The 17,686-nt window shown below is 66.2% G+C and carries 18 protein-coding genes; 1 reads left to right on the forward strand and 17 read right to left on the reverse strand.

The window, feature by feature from the left end:
• Positions 1-51: 51 nt before the first annotated feature.
• The 6 genes from der to H7J73_RS26210 are packed head-to-tail and all read right to left on the reverse strand — an operon-like array spanning position 52 to position 5,280.
• On the reverse strand, positions 52-1,467 hold the full coding sequence (gene der, locus H7J73_RS26185; RefSeq protein WP_264070690.1) for a ribosome biogenesis GTPase Der: 1,416 nt from the start codon (positions 1,465-1,467) through the stop codon (positions 52-54).
• Positions 1,464-2,135, reverse strand: a complete 672-nt coding sequence (gene cmk, locus H7J73_RS26190) for a (d)CMP kinase (RefSeq protein WP_264070691.1) — start codon at positions 2,133-2,135, stop codon at positions 1,464-1,466. Before cmk ends, der begins: the two co-directional genes overlap by 4 nt.
• Positions 2,132-2,881 carry a pseudouridine synthase gene (locus H7J73_RS26195; protein WP_264070692.1) on the reverse strand — a complete coding sequence of 250 codons (750 nt, stop codon included), beginning with the start codon at positions 2,879-2,881 and terminating at the stop codon, positions 2,132-2,134. Before H7J73_RS26195 ends, cmk begins: the two co-directional genes overlap by 4 nt.
• Position 2,882: 1 nt before the next feature.
• Entirely contained in the window at positions 2,883-3,575 is a 693-nt protein-coding gene (scpB, locus tag H7J73_RS26200) for an SMC-Scp complex subunit ScpB (RefSeq protein WP_264070693.1), read from the reverse strand.
• Positions 3,572-4,420 carry a segregation/condensation protein A gene (locus tag H7J73_RS26205; RefSeq protein ID WP_264070694.1) on the reverse strand — a complete coding sequence of 283 codons (849 nt, stop codon included), beginning with the start codon at positions 4,418-4,420 and terminating at the stop codon, positions 3,572-3,574. Before H7J73_RS26205 ends, scpB begins: the two co-directional genes overlap by 4 nt.
• On the reverse strand, positions 4,417-5,280 hold the full coding sequence (locus H7J73_RS26210; RefSeq protein ID WP_264070695.1) for a ParA family protein: 864 nt from the start codon (positions 5,278-5,280) through the stop codon (positions 4,417-4,419). The genes H7J73_RS26205 and H7J73_RS26210 overlap by 4 nt, the downstream gene beginning before the upstream one ends.
• A 128-nt stretch (positions 5,281-5,408) precedes the next feature.
• Here H7J73_RS26210 and H7J73_RS26215 point away from each other — a divergent pair, with 128 nt between their 5' ends.
• Complete coding sequence (locus tag H7J73_RS26215; RefSeq protein ID WP_264070696.1) at positions 5,409-6,164, forward strand: O-methyltransferase; 756 nt, start codon at positions 5,409-5,411, stop codon at positions 6,162-6,164.
• Here the strand turns inward: H7J73_RS26215 and xerD are convergent.
• The 11 genes from xerD to H7J73_RS26270 form a co-directional block, all read right to left on the reverse strand.
• Positions 6,161-7,108, reverse strand: coding sequence for a site-specific tyrosine recombinase XerD (gene xerD, locus H7J73_RS26220; protein WP_264070697.1), 948 nt, complete (start codon positions 7,106-7,108; stop codon positions 6,161-6,163). The two genes, H7J73_RS26215 and xerD, sit on opposite strands and share 4 nt — an antisense overlap.
• Positions 7,105-7,731 (reverse strand): NUDIX domain-containing protein, encoded by a 627-nt coding sequence (locus H7J73_RS26225; RefSeq protein ID WP_264070698.1) that lies wholly within the window; start codon positions 7,729-7,731, stop codon positions 7,105-7,107. The genes xerD and H7J73_RS26225 overlap by 4 nt, the downstream gene beginning before the upstream one ends.
• Positions 7,724-9,526 carry a CTP synthase gene (gene pyrG, locus H7J73_RS26230; RefSeq protein WP_264070699.1) on the reverse strand — a complete coding sequence of 601 codons (1,803 nt, stop codon included), beginning with the start codon at positions 9,524-9,526 and terminating at the stop codon, positions 7,724-7,726. Before pyrG ends, H7J73_RS26225 begins: the two co-directional genes overlap by 8 nt.
• A 124-nt stretch (positions 9,527-9,650) precedes the next feature.
• Positions 9,651-10,592: a copper transporter gene (locus H7J73_RS26235; protein WP_264070700.1), complete on the reverse strand. Its 942-nt coding sequence runs from the start codon at positions 10,590-10,592 to the stop codon at positions 9,651-9,653.
• A gap of 44 nt (positions 10,593-10,636) precedes the next feature.
• Positions 10,637-11,821, reverse strand: coding sequence for a putative cytokinetic ring protein SteA (gene steA / locus H7J73_RS26240; RefSeq protein ID WP_264070702.1), 1,185 nt, complete (start codon positions 11,819-11,821; stop codon positions 10,637-10,639).
• A 92-nt stretch (positions 11,822-11,913) separates the two neighbouring features.
• The gene (gene recN / locus H7J73_RS26245) at positions 11,914-13,674 is read right to left on the reverse strand and encodes a DNA repair protein RecN (RefSeq protein ID WP_264070703.1); all 1,761 of its coding nucleotides are present in this window, start codon (positions 13,672-13,674) and stop codon (positions 11,914-11,916) included.
• A gap of 2 nt (positions 13,675-13,676) precedes the next feature.
• On the reverse strand, positions 13,677-14,603 hold the full coding sequence (locus H7J73_RS26250) for an NAD kinase (RefSeq protein ID WP_264070704.1): 927 nt from the start codon (positions 14,601-14,603) through the stop codon (positions 13,677-13,679).
• Positions 14,600-15,409, reverse strand: a complete 810-nt coding sequence (locus H7J73_RS26255; protein WP_264070705.1) for a TlyA family RNA methyltransferase — start codon at positions 15,407-15,409, stop codon at positions 14,600-14,602. Before H7J73_RS26255 ends, H7J73_RS26250 begins: the two co-directional genes overlap by 4 nt.
• A gap of 7 nt (positions 15,410-15,416) precedes the next feature.
• The gene (locus H7J73_RS26260) at positions 15,417-15,593 is read right to left on the reverse strand and encodes a hypothetical protein (protein WP_264070706.1); all 177 of its coding nucleotides are present in this window, start codon (positions 15,591-15,593) and stop codon (positions 15,417-15,419) included.
• A 21-nt stretch (positions 15,594-15,614) separates the two neighbouring features.
• A complete protein-coding gene (locus H7J73_RS26265) occupies positions 15,615-16,634 on the reverse strand; it encodes an HAD-IIA family hydrolase (RefSeq protein WP_264070707.1) in 1,020 nt (339 codons plus the stop codon).
• A gap of 1 nt (position 16,635) precedes the next feature.
• Entirely contained in the window at positions 16,636-17,496 is an 861-nt protein-coding gene (locus H7J73_RS26270; protein WP_264070708.1) for a tetratricopeptide repeat protein, read from the reverse strand.
• Positions 17,497-17,686: the final 190 nt, after the last annotated feature.

Here is a 17,686-nt window from a genome sequence, read left to right on the forward strand (position 1 = left end):
GTGCGGCTCGGGCGTGCTCGTCACCGCTGAGCGGTCGGGAGCACGCCGAAATCACCGGCGCGGAGCGCCGCGCTTCTCTCGCACCCGGACGTTGATTCGGATCGGGCTGCCCTCGAAGCCGAATGTCTCACGCAGGCGCCGTTCCAGGAACCGTCGATACCCGGCTTCCAGGAAGCCGGTGGTGAACAGCACGAAGGTCGGCGGCCGGTTGGTCGCCTGCGTGGCGAACAGGATGCGCGGCTGCTTGCCGCCCCGCACCGGCGGCGGTGTCGCCGCGACGACCTCTTTGAGGAAGTTGTTGAGCTGTCCCGTCGTGATCCGCTTGTCCCACGAAGCCAGCGCACCCTCGAGTGCGGGCACCAGTTTCTGCACCGCACGACCAGTCTTCGCCGAGATGTTCACCCGCGACGCCCATTGAAGCTGCGCCAGTTCCCGATCGATCTCACGTTCCAACTCGTAGCGCCGATCCTCGTCGACCAGATCCCACTTGTTGAACACCATCACCAGCGCACGGCCGGCCTCGATCACAATCGAGAACACCCGTTGATCCTGTTCGGTCAACGGCACGGACGCATCGATCAGCACCAGCACCACTTCGGCGGCATCGATCGCGCCATGGGTGCGAACCGAGGCATAGAACTCGTGCCCACTGGCCTGGCCGACCTTGCGGCGCAACCCCGCGGTATCGACGAAACGCCAAACCTTGCCGTCCAATTCGATCAGTGAGTCCACCGGGTCGACGGTGGTGCCAGCCACGTCATGCACCACTGAGCGCTCTTCGTCAGCCAGCCGGTTCAGCAGCGAGCTCTTGCCGACGTTCGGTTTACCGACCAGAGCGACGCGTCGCGGCCCGCCGGTACCGCCGCCGGTCACCTCCGACAACGTCGGCAGATCCTCGATCACCCGGTCCAGCAGATCGGCCACCCCGCGGCCGTGGATGGCGCTGATGGGATACGGCTCACCAAGCCCGAGAGACCACAGGGCGGCGGCGTCAGCCTCACCACGCTCACCGTCAACTTTGTTGGCTGCCAAGAACACTGGTTTACCCGAGCGCTGCAATACCTTGGCGGCGGCCTCATCGGCAGCTGTCGCACCGACGATGGCGTCGACCACCAGGATGATCGCGTCGGCCGTCCGCATCGCCACCGATGCCTGCTCGGCGACCAGGCCCTGCAGACCCTTGGCGTCGGGTTCCCAACCACCGGTGTCCTGCACCATGAACCGGCGCCCGGTCCACAACGCGTCGTAGGACACCCGGTCTCGGGTGACGCCGGGCAGGTCCTGCACCACCGCTTCGCGACGGCCCAGGATCCGGTTCACCAACGTCGACTTGCCCACATTGGGCCGACCTACGACGGCGACCACCGGTGGCGGTCCGCTGAACTTCTCGTCGTCGTCAACGGAGTCGGGATCGCCTACCTCCCACTCACTTTCGTCTTCCCAGGTGCCATCAGTGCTGTCAGTCATCGCACGGCCCCACTGCGTTGCTGGACCAGGTCCAGCAGGTGGTGAATCACTTCTGCCTCGGTCATCTCGCTGGTGTCGACCACCAGCGCATCATCAGCCGCCCGCAGCGGGGATACCGCCCGGGTGGAATCCAAGTGGTCGCGGCGCCGCACATCGGCGAGCACCGCCTCGAAATCGCCGGGCAATCCGGCTGCCACGTTCTGGTCATTGCGCCGCTTGGCGCGGGTCTCGGCCGACGCGGTGAGGAAGATCTTCACATCGGCATGCGGCAACACGACCGTCCCGATGTCGCGCCCCTCGACCACCACATCGCTTCCACCGGAAGCCAATTCGCGTTGCATGTCGACCAGCCGGGTGCGAATCGCGGGGACCGCCGACACCGCCGACACCGCCTTGGTGACCGCGTCACCCCGGATCTCCGCCGAAACGTCCTCACCGGCAAGGAAAGCCCGGTCCTCATCGGGATCGTGCCCCACCGTCACCGCCGCATCGAGGTCAGCGATGGCCCTGGCGTCGCCGAGGTCGATCCCGGCGCGCAGCACCGCCAGCGTGACGATCCGGTACATCGCACCGGTATCTAGGTAACGCGCCGACATGGCACGGGCCAGGCCGCGGGATACCGATGATTTACCGGTGCCCGCCGGCCCGTCGATCGCGACAACCGTCACATGCCCACCGCCTTGTACAAGTCGCCGATCTCCTTCTTCGTCAACCCACGCAGGCTGCCCGGCCGCTGATCCCCCAACGACACTTCACCGATATCGGTGCGTACCAACGCTTCCACCGGAAAGCCCACCTGGGCGAACAGTCGACGGACGATCCGGTTGCGGCCCTCGTGCAGGGTGACCCGCACCAAGGTGCGCCCCGGGATGGTGTCGATCATCGCGAAGTCGTCGACATGCACGATGCCGTCTTCGAGTTCGATGCCGTCCCTGAGCTTCTTGCCGAGCCCACGGGGCACATGTCCGAGCACGGTGGCCTGATACGTCTTGGGTACCTCGTAGGACGGATGCATCAACCGGTGCGCCAACTCACCGTCGTTGGTCAGCAGGATCAGACCTTCGGTATCGGCATCGAGGCGTCCGACGTGAAACAGCTTCTTATTGCCGCGAACTCGGTGCTCGACCAGATCCCCGATACATGGTCGGCCCTTCTCGTCGGACATCGTCGAGAGCATGCCCAGCGGTTTGTTCAGCGCCAAATACACCAGCGTGTCGTCGAAACGGACCTTCGCGCCGTCGACGCGGATCTCCGAGTTCTCCGGATCGACGCGCCTGCCGAGCTCGACGACAATCTGGCCGTCGACCTCCACCCGGCCGTCGAGGATCATCTTCTCGGCAACGCGTCGCGATGCAATTCCGGCCTGTGACAACACTTTCTGCAGGCGGACGCCTTCGGAATTTGGGTCCGTCATATCAATCCTGGTCTACATCGAAGGAGGGCTGGCCAACCGCTGCGGCGGGACCAGTATTGAGCTTCATGAAACGTGGCTCCGTATCCAAGGTTTCAGACAAATCGTCGATCGAGTCGACATCGGGCAGCAGCGGCGCGATATCGGGTAGATCGGCCAACGACGACAACCCGAGCCGTTCCAAGAACAGTTCCGTGGTGGCGAACATCACCGCGCCGGTGTCGGGATCGGTGCCGGACTCGGTGAGCAGCCCGCGGGCCAGCAGAGTGCGGATGACCGCGTCGACGTTCACCCCACGCACCGCGCTGACGCGGGCCCGGGTGACCGGCTGCCGATAGGCGACCACCGCCAGGGTCTCCAACGCTGCGCGGGTCAGCTTGGAGCGTGACCCGTCGAGCAGCAGACGTTCGACATACGGCGCGAACTGGGCCCTGGTGTACATCCGCCAGCCGCCGCCGGCTTCCCGTAAATCGATGCCGCTGCCGCGCTCGCTGAGCTCCTGTGCCATCAGCGCAAGCTTCGCCGTGATCCGGTAGACCGGCTGGTCAATTGCCGTCGCCAGGGCATCAGCGGGTACAGGAGTATCGACCACCAATAGCAGCGCCTCGAGCACCCGGCCCAGTTCGTCGTAGTCGAGCTCCTGGACCTCGACACCCAGATCGACACCGTCATCGATGCCGGGGATCTGATCGGTCATGGTTGATTTCGCACTTCCACCGACTCTGCTTCTTCCAGTTGTTCGTTGTCCGGACTGTCTCCGGTCCACGAAACCTGGAGCACACCAAGCGGCTCTGATTGGTCGAATGCTACCGCCCTGGCCCGGTACAGCTCTAATAGCGCAAGAAAGCGCCCCACGATCTCATAGGAACTGGAGCAGTTCGCGACGATCTCCGAGAACGACGCCCACTGCCCGGCACCGCGGCCTTCCAGGAGCTCAAGGACCTGGACGGCCAGTTCAGCCACCGATACCACCGGGTTGTGCAGGTGCTCGACGCCCACCGTCGGCACCGGCCGCGGGGTGAACGCCGCGGCGGCAATCTGAGCGAACTCGTCAACACCGACACCGAGCATCACCTCGGGCAGCAGCTCGGTGAACCGATCCTCCAGCGACGCTGCGCGCGGATAGCTGCGCAGCGCGGCCGCTTCCAGCTCGGCGAACATCTGCGCGACATGCTTGAACGCTCGATATTGCAGCAACCGGGCGAACAACAGGTCCCGCACTTCCAGCAGTGCCAGGTCCTCGTCGTCCTCGACCACGCCGGCCGGCAGCAGGCGGGCCGCTTTGAGGTCGAGCAGGGTGGCAGCGACCACGAGGAACGTGGTGGTCTCCTCCAGCTCGAGTTGCCGGCCGATGTCCTTGGTGTAGGCGATGAAGTCGTCGGTCACCGTATGCAGCGCGACCTCGGTGACATCGAGTCGGTGCGCGAAGATCAGTTGCAGCAGCAGGTCGAACGGGCCCTCGAAATTGCTCAGCCGAACCTGGAAGCCTGCCTGCGCAGCCCCGTCGACCTCAGCGTCCGCCGGCGATTCCGGCCCGCTCACGTGCCGAAGCGGTCGATGACCTCACGGGCCAGCGAGCGGTAAGCCTGTGCGCCACCGGATTTCGGTGCCCAGGTGGTGATGGGTTCGCCGGCGACGCTGGTTTCAGGGAAGCGGACGGTACGGGTGATGACGGTGTCGAACACCAGGTCACCGAAGCGTTCCAGGACGCGGGCCATCACTTCGCGGGCATTCACCGTGCGGGTGTCGAACCGGGTGATCAGGATGCCGCTGATGGACAGCCGCGGGTTGAGCCGGTCGCGGACCTTGTCGACGGTGTCAGTGAGCAACGCCAGGCCGCGCAGAGAGAAGTACTCGCACTCGGTCGGAATGATGACGCCGTCCGCGCAGGCCAACCCGTTGACAGTCAGCAGCCCCAGCGAGGGCTGGCAGTCGATCAGGACGTAGTCGTAACGGTCCAGCACCGGATACAGCGCACGGTTGAGCGACTGCTCTCGACCGACTTCGTTGACCAGCTGAATCTCCGCGGCGGACAGGTCGATATTGCTGGGCACCAGGTCGAGCCCGTTGACCCGGGTTTTGATCAGCACCTGGTCTATCGACACCCGAGGCTCGACCAGCAGGTTGTGCACGGTCTGCTCGAGCTCGTAGTGCGGGACGCCCAACCCGGCCGACAACGCGCCCTGCGGATCCAGGTCGACCAGCAGCACCCGTCGCCCGTATTCGGCCAGCGCGGCACCCAGGTTGATCGTGGACGTCGTCTTGCCGACGCCGCCCTTCTGGTTGCACATCGCGATGACCTTGGCGGGCCCGTGCCGGTCCAGCGGCTTGGGTTCGGGGATGCGCCGAGGAGGACGGCCGGTCAGCCCGACCTGAACGTTCTCGTCTGCCTCATCGGTCACGTCAGCCGTCTTTCTGCGTCGATGACCCCCACGGCGAACATTCCGCGAAGTTTAACGTGCTGAGCAGGACAGGAGGGCCAGACCCGCAGGCGACTTGCGCCAACGCAGACCGACCTAGGCTGGAACTCATGAGTCTGCGTCGACGTGTCCCGTTCCTTCGGTGGTCGTTCCTACGTCTGGCCCTGGGTGCCCGCAACATCACCAGAACCGGTCAGATCGGCGACGGCCGGGAGGCCGCCGCCGTCGAATACGTCCTGGAGAACGCTCGCCCGGGAGACGTCGACGACGTTCTGGCGACCATCGACAGGTTCGCCTACGAAGAGTCGTTCCTGATCAACGTCGGCGACGAGAAGGGCGCGCTGCTCGACGCAGCGGTCCGCCGGGCAGCCCCCACGCTGGCCCTGGAACTGGGCACATACTGCGGGTATAGCGCGCTACGCATCGCCAGAGCCGCCCCCGACGCCCGCGTCGTCTCCGTCGAACTCGCGCCGGCCAACGCCGACAACGCGCGCCGGATCTGGGCCCATGCCGGGGTCGATGACCGCGTCACCTGCGTGGTGGGCACCCTTGGCGATGGCGGCGCGACGCTCGACGAGCTGGCCGACCTCTACGAGCTGGCACCTGGCGGCCTGGACTTCATTTTTCTCGATCATGACAAGGACGCCTACCTCAGCGATCTGCTGAGCATTCTGGACCGCGGCTGGCTTCACCCGGGGTCGATCGTCGTCGCCGATAACGTCGGATTGCCGGGCGCGCCGAAATACCGGGCCTACATGCGCGAGCAGCAGGGTGGCAGGTGGCAGACCGTCGAGCACAAGACCCACGCCGAGTATCAGACGCTGGTGCCGGACCTGGTGCTGGAGTCGGAGCTGCTACTCACCTAGCGCGCACGAGGGTGCGCGCCGGCCCACACCTCGCGCAGCGCCGTCACCGTGACCAGGGTGTAGATCTGCGTCGTCGTCACCGATGCGTGCCCGAGTAACTCCTGCACGACGCGGACGTCCGCCCCGCCGTCGAGCAGGTGCGTCGCAAACGAGTGCCGCAATGTATGCGGCGAGACATCACGGGTGATGCCCGCCTGCTGGGCGGCATCATGCAGCACCTGCCAGGCGCTCTGGCGTGACAACTGACCGCCGCGTGCATTGAGAAAGATCGCTGGGGTGCCGCGGCCGCGCCGGGCCAGCTCGGGTCGGCCGCGCACGAAATACGCCTCCAGCGCCGAGACCGCGGGGCGGCCGATCGGCACCAGTCGCTGCTTGCCGCCCTTTCCGCGCAACAGCACCGACCGTGCTTCGGTGTCGATGTCGTCGACGTCCAACCCGACGGCCTCGGAGATCCGGGCACCCGTCGAATACAACAGCTCGAGCAGCGCTCGGTTGCGCAGCGTCAGCGGCCCGTCGGTCGGGCTGTCGCCGCCGGCGGCTTCGAGCAGCGCCAACACTTCGTCCAGGGTCAAGCTCTTGGGCAGCCGCCGGCTGGGCGTGGGTGGCTTGACCGCACTGGCCACGTCGACCGTGGTGATTCCTTCCGCCGCGGCGAACCGGTGTAAGCCACGCACAGCGATCACCGCCCGCGCGGCCGACACTGCCGAGAGCGGAGTGGCCCCGGTATCGGGATCGCCACGGCGCAGGGCCACCAGGAATTCGCTGACATCGGTCTCGGTGACCTTGGTCAGGTCATCCACCCCCCGCAGCGTCAGGTACTCGGAGTAGCGTCGCAGATCGCGCCGATACGAGCTCAAAGTGTTGGCCGCCACGCCGCGTTCGATCGTCAGGTGGTCGAGGTACCCCTGCAGCTGCCCGTCGAGTGCCGGGCGAAATGTGGTCACCGTTCGGCTCGGAGGCGGGCCGCGAACCGGGTCGGCTTGTCCACCCACGGCGCATCCACCGGACGGGTCTCACCGACCCCCTGCGACACCGCGTAGGCGGCCAGAATGCCCGCCACCGCAAGCGCATTGACGATCTCACCGGCGAACACCATCTGGACCGCGTCGGCCAGCGGGAATCGACGCGTCGTCATGTCTGCTTCCTCGTCGTGCGACTCGGGGCGGCCGATATCGGTCAGCCCGGTCGCCAGGTAGACCCGCACGCTCTCGTCGCTGAAGCCCGGAGTGGAGTCCAGATCGGCGAGTACCCGCCAATGCTGGGCAGACAACCCGACTTCCTCCTCGAGTTCCCTGGCCGCAGTCAGATGCGGTGCCTCACCGTCGATGTCGAGCAGTCCGGCGGGCAGCTCCCACAACCGCCGACCCAGCGGATGCCGGTACTGGTAGACCAGCACGACATTGCCGTCGTCGTCCAGGGCGACGATCGCCACCGCGCCGAAGTGTTCAACAACCTCACGGCGCGCGGTCCGACCGCCGGGCATCAGCACTTCGTCGGCGCGCAGCGCGAAGATCTTGCCGGTGTAGACCGTCTGGCTCTCGACCGTCTCGAAAACGTGGTCAGCCACGGGCTGCGGGCTCTTGGATCTGCTGCCCGGGCTCGTGTTCGGCGCCGTTGGACGTGGCCGCACTTGTCTCTGCGCTTGTTTTCGTGTTGGTTTCTGTGCTTGTTTCCAACGGCAGCCGCTCCCCCGCCTTGTACTCGATGGCTGCACCGATGAAAGCGGCGAACAGGGGGTGCGGCCGGGTCGGCCGGCTCTTGAGTTCGGGATGGGCCTGGGTACCGACCAGAAACGGGTGGACATCGGCGGGATATTCGACGAACTCCACCAGGTGGCCGTCCGGTGAGGTGCCAGAGAGCTTCAGCCCACTCTCGGCGATCTTGGCCCGGTAGTCGTTGTTGACCTCGTAGCGGTGCCGGTGCCGCTCAGAGACATCGGTCGCGCCATAGGCTTGGGCCACAAGGGAATTCGCTTCCAGCACAGCTGGGTAGGCACCGAGACGCATGGTCCCACCGAGGTCCGCCTCACCGGCGACGATGCTCTCCTGATCGGCCATCGTCGAGATCACGGGGTCGGGGGTGTCGGGATCGAATTCCGCCGAACTCGCCTCGGTCAGCCCCACCGAGCGCGCCGCCTCTATGACGATGCACTGCAGCCCCAGACACAGGCCCAGTAGGGGCAAGCCGCGGTTGCGGGCGTAGCGGATGGCGCCGATCTTGCCCTCGATGCCGCGGATACCGAACCCGCCGGGGATCAGCACGCCGTGCACGTCGCCGAGCAAGGCCGCCGCGCGCAGCTCTGTTTCGCAGTCATCGGAGGCCACCCACCGCATCTCGACCTTGGTGCGGTGCTTGAACCCGCCGGCCCGCAACGCCTCGGCCACCGACAGGTAGGCGTCGGACAGGTCGATGTACTTGCCCACCAGTGCGATTCGCACTGTCTCCTGCGGCTCGTGCACGCGGCTCAGCAGGTCGTTCCATTGCGTCCAGTCGACGTCGCGGAACGGCAGGTTGAGCCGGCGCACCACATACGCGTCGAGTTCTTCGCGGTGCAGCACCTTGGGAATGTCGTAGATCGACGGCGCGTCCGGCGTGGAGATCACCCCGTCGATATCGACGTCACACATCAGGGCGATCTTGTTCTTCATCGGTTCGGGCACGTCGCGGTCACAACGCAGGATCAACGCATCGGGGCTAATACCGATGCTCCGCAACGCCGCCACCGAGTGCTGCGTCGGCTTGGTCTTCAACTCACCCGAGGGCTTGAGATAGGGCACCAGCGACACGTGCAGGAAGAAACAGTTCTCCCGGCCCACCTCGTGGCGGACCTGGCGCGCGGCCTCGAGGAACGGCAACGACTCGATATCGCCGACGGTCCCACCGATCTCGGTGATGACGACATCGGGTCGGGTGCCGTTGGCGTCCGGTGTCGACATCGCCAGGATCCGGCTCTTGATCTCGTCGGTGATGTGCGGGATGACCTGCACGGTGTCTCCGAGGTATTCACCGCGGCGCTCTTTGGCGATGACCGTGGAGTACACCTGGCCGGTGGTCACGTTGGCCGAGCCCGACAGGTTGCGGTCCAGGAAGCGTTCGTAATGCCCGACGTCGAGGTCGGTTTCGGCGCCGTCCTCGGTGACGAAGACCTCACCGTGCTGGAACGGGTTCATCGTCCCGGGATCCACGTTCAGGTACGGGTCGAGTTTCTGCATCGTCACGGCGAGACCGCGTGCGGTGAGCAATTGCCCCAGACTGCTGGCGGTCAATCCCTTACCGAGCGAGGAAACAACGCCGCCGCTGACAAATATATGTTTCGTCGCAGTCTGCGGATGCTTCCGTAACGGATTCGATCGACCGGACAAGAGCAACCTCCGTGGCACAGGAGCAGGACTTATTTTCCAGGCTTGGAAACGAGCTCGGGGCCTGCTGACCCACGGAAATTCACCCTAACACCGACACCGACAAGAAGTCGCTGCCGCGCCGACGCTACTGCGCGACCGTGACCGCCGTCGCACCCTGACCGACGCCGTACTGCCCGGGGCGTCCGCCGTTGATCAGTTCCTGCAGACCGAGCGCGGCGGTGATTCGACCGGACTCCGCGCCGACGTCGTCCACAGTGGTGACGGCCGACGACAGGCCGGCATCGGAGCGGATGACCGCGACCGCAGCGGTACCGGTGGCGGACCCATCGCGGCCTCCGACGAGGGTTCCCGAACCGTGCGGTGCCAGGCCCGCCGCAAAACGGGCCACCGTGGCGCCCTGATTGCCAGCACCGTCACCCAGGCCGCCGCCGGTGACGATGATCGCGGTGTTCGCCGGTGCCAGGTTGTCCTTGTCGTAGGACAGGAAGCCGGTGTCGCGTAGCGCAGCAAGGACCGTCTGCCGTTGGGTTTCGTCAACCGACGGGATCGCCGGATCGCGGTTGGCCAGCAGGGCGATACCCAGCAGATCGCCGGCCTGCGATCCCTGATCGACCTGCGTGGTGCTCAACTGGGTGCCCGCCGGCACGATCGAAGAGTTGACCACCGAGCGCAGCTTCTCCGCCGAGTTGGCGTCGACGAACTCCTGGGTCAGCCCCAGAGTGCCGGTGATGGTGCCGCCGGCCTGTCCTACGATCCTGGTGACGGCAGCGACGTCGTCGTCACTGGCGTCCGGGGTCCGGAACAACACCACCGACTTGTCGGTGAGCACGCCACGGACCACGCGCCCAGAGATCTGGGTGTCGAAGTCGTTGGCCGCACTGAGCTTTTCGTTGAGACCGTTCTTGTCGTCGGTCAACGAGTTGATCTGATTCTGCAGATCGCGCTTCTCGTCACGCAGCCCCGACAACAGGGTGTCGGACAGTAGACCTGACCCCAGTACGACGCCGATCGCGAGCGCGAGAAATACCGCGGTCAGCGAAATGGCATGCTGGCGAAGGGATATCACAGTGTCATCTCCCGATCATCGCAAAATTCGGTCACCAAGGCGGGTTAGGTGACCCAGCCCTGGACCAGCAGGGTGAAGCGGTTCCAGTACTGGACTATCCAGTCGATGACGACGGTATCGGTGCGAGATACCCAGAGCGCCACGATGATTGCGATGAGCATGGCGATCACCAGCAGAGCGATCGAGCCGCCGGAGATCCGGCTGCGGTAGAGCGTGGCGACTGCCTTGGCGTCGACCACCTTCTCCCCCACCTTCAGCCGGGTGAGAAAGGTCGAGGGGGTGCTCTGCGCGCGCGAGCGATCGAAGAATTCCTCGATGTTCGCGGCATGCCCGACCGTAACGATCAGCGATGCGCCATGGTGATCGGCCAGCAGCAGCGCGAGGTCGGCCGCCGAACCTGCCGCCGGGAACGTCATCGCACCGACCCCGAGGTCCTGGATGCGTTCCAGGCCGGGGGCGTGGCCGTCGGCGTCGGCCGGCAGCACCACCTGGGCGCCGCACTTGAGCACTTCGGCCGACATCTTCTCCGGGTCCCCGACGATCAGCTGCGGCCGGTAGCCGCCCTTACGCAGGGTGTCGGCGCCGGTGCCGACGCCGATCAGGACCGGCTGGTACTCCTTGATGAACGGTTTGAGCGCTTTGAGATCCGTCTCGGCGGCCGGCCCTTCGGCCACCACCACAACGTGGCGCTTGTAAAGGTCGACGTCGACATCGGGGATGCCAATCCCGTCGATCAGCAGCGGGCTCTCGCTGCGGATGAACTCGATGGTGTTGCCGGCGAAGGCCTCCAGGTGCGACACCAGACCGCTCTTGGCGTCATGCATCATCTCGGTGATCTCGTGCTCGCTGCGCTCGGTGCCCAGTGCCAGGCGGCGGTCGCCGGCGTAGACCCCGCCGTTGTGCAGGCGCAGCTTCGCGCCTTCCTTGAGCTTCTTGAAGATCTCGGGTCCGGCCTCGTCGATCAGGGTCACGCCGTTGGCCACCAGCACCTCGGGCCCGAGGTTGGGGTAGCGCCCCGAGATCGACGGTGCGGCGTTGACTACCCCGGCGATATTGGCATCGACCAGGGCGTCCGCGGTGACACGGTCGAGATCGAGGATGTCGAGAACGACGATGTCCCCGGGCTCCACTCTGCGCAGAAGCCGGTCGATATCGCGATCGACGCGGGCGGTGCCTGTGACACCGGGCCGAGAGCTGCTGTTACGGGAGAGAAGCGTTGCCATCCTCATGGCGCCGATTCTGTCTGTGAATCCCTAGCACACCGCGGAGGCGCGCCGTAACAGGAGCCTCATTAGTCACATCTGCAACACAATTTGAGGCCTTACTGCGAAACGCGCTCTTCCTGCGCGGCATCCAGCAGTTCCCTGGCATGCGCCCGACCGGTATCGGACTCGCCCAGCCCGGCCAGCATCCGGGCGAGTTCCGCGACGCGGCTGTCATCGTCGAGCTTGCGCACCCCGCTGGCCCCGCTGCGACCGAGCGCGTCGACCACCAGATGGGTGTCGGCGTACGCCGCGACCTGCGGCAGGTGGGTGACGACGATGACCTGATGGGTGCGGGCCAGCCGGGCCAGCCGGCGCCCGATCTGCACCGCCGCACGGCCACCGACCCCGGCGTCGACCTCGTCGAACACCATCGTCGTGCCCTGAACCGAAGCCGCCAACACCACTTCGAGGGCCAGCATCACGCGCGACAGTTCGCCTCCGGAGGCGCTTTTCGTCAGCGGCAGCACCGTGACCCCACGGTGGGCGGTGAAGCCGAACTCAACCTGGTCGACACCGTGACTGCCGGCGTGGGCCTGCTCACCCGAGGACAGCGTGAGCGGTGCCGAATCGTCGGTCTGGGCGACCATCGTGCTCACCGTGATGGTGAACTCGGCATCGGCCATCGCCAGACCCGCCAGCTCCGCGGTCACCGCCTTCGCCAACGATTTCGCCGCCTTGGTCCTGGCCTTGGTCAACTCCGCGGCGGCCGCGCCGAGACGGGCGCCGAGTTCGTCGACGCGACGGGCCAGCCCGCCCAGCGCCTCCTCGGACACGTCGAGCTGCGCCAGCCGCTCCCGGGACTCGGCTGCCCACTGCAACACACCGCTGACATCGGCGGCGTACTTCCGGGTCAACGATCGCAGCTCGCCCTGACGGGCCAGTTTGGTTTCCAGCGTGCTGGCGTCGCTGGGCAGATCGTCGAGGAAACCGCCGATCTCGCGGGACACGTCATCGACGAGCGTCAGCGCGTCGGTGAGTTGGCGCCCCAGGGCCAGCAGCGCGGCATCGTCAGTCCCCTCTAGCGCCGCCTTCGCCTGCCCGATGGCATCGGACGCCGACGACGCCTCGGTGCCGCCGTCGGCGTCGTCGAGCGCCCCGGACAGCGCGCTTCGCGCGGTGGATGCCGCTTCGCGCAGTGCATCGAGTTCGGAGAGCCGGCGGATATCGGCGACCAGCGCGTCGTCTTCGCCGGGGCTTGGGTCGATGGTGTCGATCTCGTCCAACGCGAATTTGAGCCGGTCCGCTTCCTGCGCGAGCTCCCTGGCGCGGTTGGTCCGGTCGATCAGGTCCCGACGGGCGCTCTGCCAGTCCTCGCGCACGGTCCGGTACCGCTTGAGCTTGTCCTCCACCGACGCGAACCGATCCAGCGCGGCCCGCTGCTCGTCGGGCCGCATCAAGCGCAGTTGATCGTTCTGGCCGTGCAACGTCAGCAGATGGTTGGTGAATGTGCTCAACAGTTTCGCCGGCACGCTGCGTCCGCCGAGGTAGGCCCGGGACGGCCCGTCCTTACTGACCGATCGGAGTGCGATGACGCTGCCGTCGTCGTCCCGGTCGGCGCCAGAGGAGTCCAGGATCTCGTCGATCGCCGCGACATCGCCGAGTTCGCCTGTGGTGAAACGACCTTCGACGACGGCGCGCTCCGCTCCCGAACGTACCCGGTTGGCGTCGGCACGCGCGCCGCCCAACAGATGCAGACCGGTGACGACCATCGTCTTTCCGGTACCGGTCTCGCCGGTAAGTACCGTCAGCCCGCGGTCGAACTCGGCGTTTGCCGAGCTGATCGCGCCCAGGGACTCGATTCGGATCTCTGAGAGCACCGCTACTGCCCGCGCCAGCCGGTGACGGGCAGCCGGAATTTGCGCACCAGCCGGTCGGTGAACGGGGCGCTGTCGAGTCTCACCCATTTCACCGGCGTGCCGCAGCGGGTCACCTCGACCCGGCCGCCGGCGGGTACCACCATCTCGCGACGGCCGTCGCAGAACACCAGGGCGTTATGACCATTGGGTTCGATCTCGATGGCGATGGTCGCGCTGGGGTTCGTGACCATCGGTCGGGCGAACAGGGCGTGCGCATTGTTCGGCACCACAAGAATCGCTTCCAGATCGGGCCAGACCACCGGCCCACCGGAGGAAAACGCGTACGCGGTGGATCCCGTCGGAGTCGAAACCAGGACTCCGTCACAGCCGAACTCCGATACCGGTCGGCCGTCGATCTCGAGCACTACTCCGAGCACACCGAGTCGCGGTCCTTTCTCCAGGCTGGCCTCGTTCAATGCCCAACCGCGATCGATGACTTCACCATCGTGGGTGCGCACCACGACGTCAAGAGTCATGCGGGTCTCGACGCGATAATTGCCCTTGATGACGTGGTCGAGGACCGAATCGATACCGTCGGCTTCAGCCTCCGCCAGGAATCCGATGCGCCCGAGATTGACGCCGAGCACCGGGATACCCGCGTTGCGGGCCAGTTCCGCCGCACGCAGGAAGGTGCCGTCACCGCCGAGCACGATGACGAGCTCGCATCCCTGCGCGGCGTTTTCGTCGGCGTCGACGACATCGATTTCGACACCGAGGGCGCGCATATCGTCGGGCGCGAGGTGCAGCGATCCTCGGTCAACAGCCTCGGCGGACAGCACCCGTAGCGAAACACCGTTGTCGCTCAACACTTTCTCGACCCGACGGGCCACCTCGGTGGCTTCCTCGCGGCCCGTGTGCACGACGAGCAAGATGGTGCGCTCGCCGCTCACTGTGGGCCCTCGGTCACGGCTCGGCGCACAGCGGCGTCCAGCAGATCGCCCTGCAGTGCATGGCCGGTCTGGGCCTGCAACCACAGGAAGTATTCGACATTGCCCGACGGACCGGGCAGCGGGCTGGCGGTAACCCCGGCGGTCTGCCATTTCAGTTCGGCGGCCCGGCCGGCCACTGCCAGCACAGCGGCAACCCGCAGCTCGGGCTCGTGCACCACACCGCCCGAGCCGACCTGGCCCCTACCTACCTCAAACTGCGGTTTCACCATAGGAACGATATCGGCGTCCGGTGACGCGCACGCGGTCAGTGCCGGTAGAACCGTCGCCAGCGAGATGAAAGACAGGTCAGCCACGATGACGTCGACGGGGCCGCCGATGGAGTCCGGGGTGAGGTCCCGCACGTTCGTGCGCTCGATGACGACCACGCGCTCATCCGACCGCAGCGACCAAGCGAGCTGCCCGTAGCCGACGTCGACCGCCACCACTTCCCGTGCCCCCCGGTCCAACAGGACTTCGGTGAAGCCGCCGGTGGATGCCCCGGCGTCCAGACAGCGCCGACCCGTCACGTCGATGCCGAAGGTGTCCAGGGCACCGATCAATTTGTGGGCCCCCCGCGACACCCAGGACCGCTCACCATCGTCTTGAACCTTCAGCGCCGCGGTGATGGCGATGGAAGTGGCCGGTTTGGAGGCCGGCATGCCGTCGATGCTGACTCGGCCCGCACTGATGAGTTCCGCGGCCTGCTGACGAGACCGTGCCAGCCCACGCCGGACCAGCTCGGCGTCAACCCGCGCCCGCCGTGTCACGGTGTTATCAGCCCTTTTCCACCGATTCCAGCGCCTCGACCAGCACGTCGTGCGCCTCCTCGAGACGACGGGCGACCTCGTCGATGTCCATCCCGTTCAGGCCGGCTCCGTCGACGGAGGTGTCAGGAAGCGCGGCGAGCAGGCTGTCGACGTGCACGCGGATCTGTTCGGGATCGGTAGTCATGGCGCCACTCAGGCTAGCTGATCAGGCTTCGGCATCGCTGACCAGCGACCATCGCTCGAGCGCCGCCCTGGCAGTGTCGTCGCCGGCGACCACGCGGGCGGATGCGGGTTCGACGTCAGCGTCCCACAGTGCTCTGGCGGTGGCTCGCACGACGGACAATCCGTCGGCGCCGGGATCTTCGCCGGTGGACCAGACCGTGATCGCGTCGCCGTCGATTTCGATACGCCACGCCGGATGCGCCGAAACAGCTGTCGCGCCCACGTCCCCATGCAGTGCTCGCAGATCGTGGGCGAGGAATGTCGGCCGCTCGGACGGGATCGCGTGGACCACGTCACGGGCCGAGCTGACGCCGGTGAGCACCATCAGGCTCGGCAGCTCAGCGGCAATGGCCCCGGCGATGTCGGTATCCATCCGGTCGCCCACCACCAACGGGGTATGAAAATCGCCGCGGGACAACGCATCTGCCATCAGTGTCGGCGACGGCTTACCGGCAACCTGCGGCGCGGTGTCGGTTGCGGCGCGGACCGCGGCCACCATCGACCCGTTACCGGGCAGCAGGCCGCGCTCAGACGGCAACGTTCTGTCGACGTTGGTCGCCACCCACTTGGCACCGGCCCTGATGGCCAACACCGCTTCGGCAAGGTTGGCCCAACCCGTCTCGGGGGAATGGCCTTGCACGACGGCCGCCGGTTGATCGTCGAAACTCCGGACGGGTTCAAGGCCGACCGTGCTGATTTCGTTGGCCAGGGACTCGGTGCCGATGACCAGCACCCGGGAACCCGGGGGGAGTTGGTCAGCGAGCAGATGGGCACCACTCTGGGCACTGGTGACGATATCCGCGCCATCGGCCGTGAAACCAAGCCCACGTAGATGAGCCGCCACCTCGTCCGCGCTACGGGACGCATTGTTGGTGACGAACAGCGCCCTGATCGGCAGATCGGACAGCGAGTCGACGGCGCCTTCGGTGGGTTCATGTCCACGGAAGACCGTGCCGTCCAGATCGAGCAGCAGGCAATCAAATTGCTGCACAAAGGATGTCATATCAGGCAAGTTCACCGAGGCGTTCTTCGGCATCGGTGACGCCCTCGACATCGGCGCGGGCCGCATTGAGGAACCACTGCAGCGCTTCCTGGCTCCGCCCCAACGCAAGCAGTGCCTCGGCGTGCGCATAGAACAGCCTGGCCGCTGTCGAGCCGACGCGCTTCGGGTCAAGCGGCGGCGACGTCAGCACTGCAAGCGCCTGTTCCGACTGGCCCATATCCGCGCGGGCACCAGCAACGACGATGCGCAGTTCGTCAGCGTCGTCACCGGTGAGGGCCTCGGCCTCGGGAGTACGAGCCAATTCGATGGCCCGCTCCGGCCGGCCGACACCGCGCTCGCAATCCGCAATGAGCGCCAGCAGTGCTGATTTACTGCCCATTCGCCGCGCGGCCCGCAATTCGGCCAGCGCCTGGGCCCAGTCGCCGCAGCGGTAAGCCGCGATACCGACCGCTTCGCGCACAGCGGCGATCCGCCCGGAACGGGTTCGCGCCGCCTTCGCGTGAGCGAGCGCCGCCTCAGGGTCATCGTCGATCAATTCGCCAGCGGCAACCAGATGCCGAGCGATCACATCGGCGGTAGTGCGATCCAGTGTGCTCAGCTCTCGCCGCACATCCGGGGCCAATTGATTGGCCTCGATCTCCGGTGGAATGGGCGGCCCCGCCTGACGGTCACCCTGTTCGGAGTCGCGGGAGCTCGACGACTGCGGCCGACGAGGCCGGTCCGAGCCTGAGCGGGGCGGCTGCCCACCCGATCTTGCGCCGGGGCTTCCGCGATGAGGGCTGTTGTCGCGGCCCGTGCGTGGGGGCCGGCGGTCGCCGCCGCCTCTGTTTCCTGCCCCGTTTCCAGGCCTGTCGTCTACCACTGGTACCTTTCGCCCCGAATCCTTATCACAGGATACGGGCACATTGCATTGGCCCACAATTCGGCATTTCATTTGGAATTCGGAGCCAATTAAAATAGAAACACCCCCCACGGTGTGGGGGGTGTTTCTGTGTGTGTTCGGCGGTGTCCTACTTTTCCACCCGGAGGGGAAGTATCATCGGCGCTGACAG

The sequence above is a fragment of the Mycolicibacterium komossense genome (assembly GCF_025822605.1).
GTDB classification, from domain to species: Bacteria; Actinomycetota; Actinomycetes; order Mycobacteriales; family Mycobacteriaceae; genus Mycobacterium; species Mycobacterium komossense.